At 58.7% G+C, this 6,010-nt stretch carries 6 protein-coding genes; all 6 read left to right on the top strand.

Annotation, left to right across the window (positions count from 1 at the left end; genetic code table 11):
• The first annotated feature begins 3 nt into the window (after positions 1-3).
• The 6 genes from cyoB (at position 4) to G5179_RS04290 (ending at position 5,906) form a co-directional block, all read left to right on the top strand.
• The gene (gene cyoB, locus G5179_RS04265; protein ID WP_421257930.1) at positions 4-1,980 is read left to right on the top strand and encodes a cytochrome o ubiquinol oxidase subunit I; all 1,977 of its coding nucleotides are present in this window, start codon (positions 4-6) and stop codon (positions 1,978-1,980) included.
• 107 nt (positions 1,981-2,087) lie between these two features.
• On the top strand, positions 2,088-2,702 hold the full coding sequence (locus G5179_RS04270) for a cytochrome o ubiquinol oxidase subunit III (protein WP_266135112.1): 615 nt from the start codon (positions 2,088-2,090) through the stop codon (positions 2,700-2,702).
• Positions 2,703-3,032: a cytochrome o ubiquinol oxidase subunit IV gene (locus tag G5179_RS04275; protein ID WP_216953247.1), complete on the top strand. Its 330-nt coding sequence runs from the start codon at positions 2,703-2,705 to the stop codon at positions 3,030-3,032. It abuts the gene before it with no gap.
• A gap of 11 nt (positions 3,033-3,043) precedes the next feature.
• Positions 3,044-3,940, top strand: coding sequence for a heme o synthase (gene cyoE / locus G5179_RS04280; protein WP_216978421.1), 897 nt, complete (start codon positions 3,044-3,046; stop codon positions 3,938-3,940).
• Positions 3,941-4,100: 160 nt separating this feature from the next.
• Positions 4,101-5,471, top strand: a complete 1,371-nt coding sequence (locus G5179_RS04285) for an MFS transporter (protein WP_266135111.1) — start codon at positions 4,101-4,103, stop codon at positions 5,469-5,471.
• Between the two features lie 60 nt (positions 5,472-5,531).
• Positions 5,532-5,906: a DUF805 domain-containing protein gene (locus G5179_RS04290; protein WP_216953250.1), complete on the top strand. Its 375-nt coding sequence runs from the start codon at positions 5,532-5,534 to the stop codon at positions 5,904-5,906.
• The last annotated feature ends 104 nt before the right edge of the window (positions 5,907-6,010 follow it).

Here is a 6,010-nt window from a genome sequence, read left to right on the forward strand (position 1 = left end):
CCGATGTTTGGAAAATTAACACTCGATGCCATTCCGTTCCATGAACCCATCATCATGGTGACGGTAGCCGGTATCATTTTGGGGGGGCTGGCCGTTGCCGGCCTGATCACCTATTTCGGCAAGTGGCAATATCTGTGGAAAGAGTGGCTTACCTCGGTCGACCACAAGCGTCTTGGGGTCATGTATCTGATCCTGGGTATGGTCATGATGCTGCGCGGCTTCGCCGACGCTGTGATGATGCGTACCCAGCAGGTGATGGCTTCGGCTGGTGGTGACGGCATTTTACCGCCGCATCACTACGACCAGATCTTCACCGCCCACGGGGTCATCATGATCTTCTTCGTGGCCATGCCACTGGTGATCGGTCTGATGAATATCGTCGTGCCGCTGCAGATCGGTGCCCGTGATGTGGCTTTTCCCTTCCTCAACAACATCAGCTTCTGGTTCACCGCCGCTGCCGTGGTGTTGATCAACATCTCCCTCGGGGTCGGTGAATTCGCCCAGACCGGCTGGCTGGCCTATCCGCCCCTCTCTGGGCTGGAGTACAGCCCGGGGGTCGGGGTTGATTACTGGATCTGGAGTCTGCAGATATCGGGTCTGGGCACCTTGCTGACTGGCGTCAACTTCTTCGCCACCATCATCAAGATGCGCGCTCCTGGCATGACCATGATGCGTCTGCCGGTGTTCACCTGGACGGCTTTGTGCTCCAACGTGCTGATCATCGCCTCCTTCCCGATCCTGACCGTTACCATCGCCCTGCTCACCGCAGACCGCTATCTGGGTACCCATTTCTTTACCAATGACATGGGTGGCAACATGATGATGTACATCAACCTGATCTGGGCCTGGGGCCACCCCGAGGTTTATATCCTGGTGTTGCCGGTATTCGGGATCTTCTCCGAAGTAGTGGCCACCTTCAGCAAGAAGCGGTTGTTCGGCTACACCTCGCTGGTATGGGCGACCATTGCCATTACCGTGCTCTCCTTCATTGTCTGGTTGCACCACTTCTTCACCATGGGCTCGGGCGCAAACGTGAATGCCTTCTTCGGCATTACCACCATGATCATCTCCATCCCGACCGGGGTGAAGATCTTCAACTGGTTGTTCACCATGTACCGTGGTCGCATCGAGTTCACCTCACCCATGCTGTGGACCGTCGGTTTCATCATCACCTTCACCATAGGTGGCATGACAGGGGTACTGCTCTCGGTGCCGGCGGCCAACTTCGTGTTGCACAACAGCCTGTTCCTCATCGCTCACTTCCATAACGTCATCATTGGTGCCGTGGTATTTGGCTGCTTTGCCGGTATCACCTACTGGTTCCCCAAGGCGTTCGGCTTCACCCTGAACGAAACCTGGGGCAAGCGTGCTTTCTGGTGCTGGATTATCGGCTTCTTTGTTGCCTTCATGCCGCTTTACGTACTGGGTTTCATGGGGATGACCCGTCGCATCAGCCAACAGCTGGATCCGGCCTTCCACCCCTGGCTGGTGGTAGCCGCCTGTGGTGCCGGCCTGATTGCCCTTGGTGTCTTGTGCCAGGTGATCCAGCTGGTGGTCAGCATCCGTGACCGCGAGCAGAACCGTGATGTGAGTGGTGACCCCTGGGGTGGCCGGACGCTGGAGTGGGCGACTTCTTCACCGCCGCCCTTCTACAACTTCGCCATCGAGCCGAAGATCACCGGTCTGGATGCCTTCTGGGATGCCAAGCAAAACGGTTCAGCCTATCAGCAGCCCAAGCAGTATGCGCCGATCCACATGCCCAAGAACACCGGGGCTGGGGTGATCATCGCGGGCTTCAGCGCCATCTTTGGCTTTGCCATGATCTGGCATATCTGGTGGATGGCGATCCTTGCCTTTGTCGCCATGATTGGCAGCTGGATCATCCATAGCTTCAACGATGACGTGGACTACTACGTCCAGGTTGACGAGATCACGCGCATCGAAGATCAGCATTTTGCCAACATCAACAAGGGGGCTTAGTGCTATGACCACTGGCGTTCCATATCACATCCACGTCTACGGTGCCCGGAGGGTATGGGCACCCGAAGGTCAGCATTTTGCCAACATTAACAAGGGGGCGTGACGCTATGGCGACCGACGTTCTACATCACACTCACGAGAGTGCCCATGATCATGGGCACCATGATGCCGGTGCCAACAAGGTGTTTGGTTTCTGGATCTACCTGATGAGTGACTGCATCCTGTTTGCATGTCTGTTTGCAACCTATGCGGTCCTGGTCAACGGCACTGCCGGCGGTCCGAGCGGCAAGGATATCTTCGAACTGCCGTTCGTATTTGCCGAAACCATGCTGCTGCTGTTGAGCTCCATCACCTTCGGTTTTGCCATGTTGGCGATGAACAAGAACCGGGTGTCTACCGTCAATGGCTGGTTGCTGGTGACCTTTGTGCTGGGTGCCGGTTTTATCGCGATGGAGATCTACGAGTTCCATCACCTGATCGCAGAAGGTTACGGCCCGGATCGCAGCGCCTTCCTCTCCGCCTTCTTCACCCTGGTCGGTACCCACGGTATCCACGTCACCAGCGGCCTTATCTGGATCATCGTGATGATGGTGCTGGTGGCCAAGAAGGGGCTGACCGATCGCAACCGCTCCCGCCTGATGTGCCTGAGCCTGTTCTGGCACTTCCTCGACGTGGTGTGGATCTGCGTCTTTACCGTGGTCTATCTGATGGGGGCAATGTAAATGAGTCATTCCGTTGATAATCACGGCGCCAGCCACGGCAGCGCCAAGAGCTACCTGATCGGCTTCGTGCTGTCACTGATCCTGACTGCCGTACCGTTCTGGATGGTGATAGACGGCTCCGCCTCCCACACCACCGTGCTGGCCACCGTGGTTGGCATGGCGGTGGTGCAGATCTTTGTCCATCTGGTCTACTTCCTGCACATGAACACCTCGTCCGAGGAGCGCTGGAACCTGGTGGCACTGGTCTTTACCGTGCTCATCATTGCCATCGTGGTCGTGGGTTCCCTGTGGATCATGTACAACCTCAACATCAACATGATGGTCCACTGAGCAGGCTGGCAATGATGAAGCAATACCTGCAAGTGACCAAGCCGGGCATCATCTTCGGCAACCTCATCTCGGTGATCGGGGGATTTCTGCTGGCTTCAAAAGGAAGCCTGGACCTGCCCCTGTTCATTCTGACCATGGTGGGTGTTTCGCTGGTGGTGGCCTCCGGTTGCGTGTTCAACAACTACATCGACCGGGACATCGACTGCATCATGGAGCGCACCAAGAACCGTGCTCTGGTGAAGGGGCTGATCGCCCCCGGCGTATCGCTCTGGTACGCCACCGCGCTTGGCATGGCGGGCATTGCACTGCTCTATTGGGCGGCCAATCCGTTGGCCGCTCTGCTGGCGGTGCTGGGCTTCATTGTCTATGTGGGGGTCTACAGCCTCTACATGAAGCGTCACTCGGTCTACGGCACCCTGGTGGGCAGCCTCTCCGGCGCCGCGCCGCCGGTCATCGGCTACTGTGCGGTGAGCGGTCAGTTCGACTCGGGGGCCTTGATCCTGCTGGCGATCTTCAGCCTGTGGCAGATGCCGCACTCCTATGCGATCGCCATTTTCCGCTTCAAGGATTATCAGGCGGCCAACATTCCGGTGTTGCCGGTGGTGAAGGGAATTTCGGTGGCCAAGCACCACATTACCCTCTACATCCTGGCCTTTATGGTGCCGACCCTGATGCTGTTCCTCGGCGGTTACGCCGGCTACAAGTATCTGGTGGTGGCCACTGCGGTGAGTGTCTGGTGGCTGGGGATGGCGCTGTCGGGTTACAAACAGCTGGTTGATGATGCTCTCTGGGCGCGCAAGCTGTTTATGTTTTCCATCGTCACCATTACCTGTCTGAGTGTCATGATGTCGGTAGACTTCCAGCCAGAGGCCGAGCCTGTGGCGCTGGTGAGCATGTTGCTCCGATAGTGTGCGTTGCTTCCGATTGCATGAGATCCAGAGCCGGGAACCTCCCCGGCTCTGTTATTATGGGGCCGCCCATCGGGTACTTTTCCCCTCTGTCGGGTGTGGCATGGCGCGTGTCGGCCACCCCTTGAGTCTTCCTTTTCCCTGACCTATCGAGGCCATCATGAATGATTTCACCATGACGAGGGGCGAGCGCCGTGCCACCTGGGCGCTCGGCTCCGTCTTCTCGTTGCGCATGCTCGGCATGTTTATGGTGCTGCCGGTGCTGACCACCTACGGCATGTCGCTGGCGGGGGCCTCCGAGGCGCTCATCGGCCTGGCCATCGGCATCTACGGCATGACCCAGGCGCTGTTCCAGATCCCGTTCGGTCTGCTCTCCGACAAGGTGGGCCGCAAGCCCCTCATCGTCGGCGGCCTGCTGATGTTTGCCCTCGGCAGCGTGATCGCGGCGCTGACCCACTCCATCTGGGGCGTCATCGCCGGCCGCGCCCTGCAGGGCAGCGGCGCCATCTCGGCCGCCGTGATGGCGCTCTTGTCGGATCTCACCCGCGAGCAGAACCGCACCAAGGCGATGGCCTTCATCGGGGTGAGCTTTGGCATCACCTTCGCCATCGCCATGGTGACCGGCCCCCTCATCACTCATGCGCTGGGACTCTCCGGCCTGTTCTGGCTCATCGCCCTGCTGGCGCTGGGGGGCATTGCCGTCACCCTCTGGCTGGTGCCGACACCGACAACTCATCTGCTCAATCGCGAGTCCGGCATGGTCAGGGGCGGGATGCGCACTGTGCTGACCAATCCGCGCCTGCTCAAACTCAATCTCGGCATTTTGTGCGTGCATACCCTGTTGATGTCGAGCTTCGTGGCGTTGCCGCCGCTGCTGGAGCAAGCGGGTCTGCCTCGGGACAGCCAGTGGCAGGCTTATCTGGTCACCATGCTGATTGCCTTCGTCAGCGTTGTACCCTTCATCATCTATGCCGAGACGCGCAGAAAGATGAAGTTGGTGTTCCAGATCTGCGTGCTGGTGATGCTCAGCGCCGAAGTGGTGCTGTGGCAGGCTGGCCTGCAGCTGTGGGGCCTGCTCGCCGGCCTGCAGCTCTTCTTCATCGGCTTCAACGTGATGGAGGCGTTGCTGCCATCCCTGATCAGCAAGGAGTCGCCACCGGGTTACAAGGGTACGGCCATGGGGATCTACTCCACCAGCCAGTTTATCGGAGTGGCTATCGGTGGCAGCCTGGGGGGCCTGCTCTACAGTCTGGGTGGTGGCGCCCTGGTGTTTGGCGGCTGCTCTGCGCTGGCCCTTGTCTGGCTCGGGGTCAGCCTTACCATGCAGGAGCCCCCCTATGTGAGCAGTCTGCGCATCCTGTTACCGGAAGGGGTGGAGGCGAGCCCTGCACTGGAGCAGAAACTCCGAGCCTGCGACGGGGTGAACGATGTACTGCTGGCACGGAAGGAACGTTCGCTCTATGTGAAGGTGGACAGCAAGCGGGTCAGTCGCCAGGATCTGGAGCTGCTGGTGATCGACGCCGGACACTGATCGCGCTAAGCTCGGTTCGGATCTGCAACTACTTGTTTTTGAAAACAGTCTGGAGGCGCAATGAACTGGTATATCTCGGTCCTCAAGCAATATGCGGTATTTAGCGGGCGGGCCCGTCGCACCGAATACTGGATGTTCGTGCTGTGCAACGTCATCGTCATGTTGCTGCTCGGCATGGTGGACAAGCTGATCGGCGGCGATAAGGAGCTGGTAAGCTCGATCTATTCGCTGGCGGTGCTGCTGCCATCTCTGGCGGTGGCGGCCCGTCGTCTGCACGATACCGACCGCAGCGCTTGGTGGCTGCTGCTCGGGCTCATCCCCATTATCGGCACCCTGGTGCTTATCTACTTTATGGTTTGCAATGGCCAGCAGGGGCCAAACCGCTTCGGTGACGATCCCAAAGCGGCCCCCTCACAGGGCTTTATCGTCAGCTAACGGGCGAGGCTTGGCCAATCATCGGTCTGTCTAGTCCTGAAATAGGTTTACACATTTTCAACTAGCATTTTTCTACTCAGAACCCTCTATGTACCGCATCGGGG

The sequence above is a fragment of the Aeromonas sp. 600886 genome, assembly GCF_049174935.1.
GTDB lineage: Bacteria > Pseudomonadota > Gammaproteobacteria > Enterobacterales > Aeromonadaceae > Aeromonas > Aeromonas veronii_A.